The organism is Mesorhizobium sp. M7A.F.Ca.CA.004.12.1.1 (genome assembly GCF_003997835.1).
Taxonomy (GTDB): Bacteria; Pseudomonadota; Alphaproteobacteria; order Rhizobiales; family Rhizobiaceae; genus Mesorhizobium.
Genome location: NZ_RZRK01001551.1, coordinates 1 through 379, shown reverse-complemented (window position 1 = coordinate 379; position 379 = coordinate 1). Strand labels below are relative to the sequence as shown.

The 379-nt window shown below is 57.3% G+C and carries 1 protein-coding gene; it reads left to right on the top strand.

The features are described from left to right. Nucleotides 1–266 precede the first annotated feature (266 nt). Nucleotides 267–379, top strand: a 113-nt coding sequence (locus EN984_RS37505; protein WP_164766069.1) for a LysR family transcriptional regulator, incomplete at its 3' end; no start/stop codon positions are given.

Below are 379 nucleotides of genomic sequence, written 5' to 3'. Positions count from 1 at the left end.
GCCCAGGAACGGCAAGGAAAGCCCAAGCACGCTGCCATGGCGCAGGAAGTCACGGCGGTCCATCCTGCCGGCCAGCAATTCGTCAACAGCGGAATTTTCGATTGCAGTGAGTGTTCTGCAAGCGTTGTCGATCATCCGGAAATGCTTGGGCATGGCTGGATTCCTCGCTTGTCTTGGGGTTCAGCCATCTAGTTCATTGTTGACTGCCGCCGGAAAGCGATATTTTTTGATAGGAGTCATCGAAATTTTCGATGCAGGAGGTGGGCATGGACACTGAGAATCTGCGCAGCTTTCTCGAAGTCGCCACCCATGGCAGCTTCACCGTCGCGGCCAGCCGGCTCAACCTCGCCCAGTCCACCGTCAGTGCGCGGATCAGGGG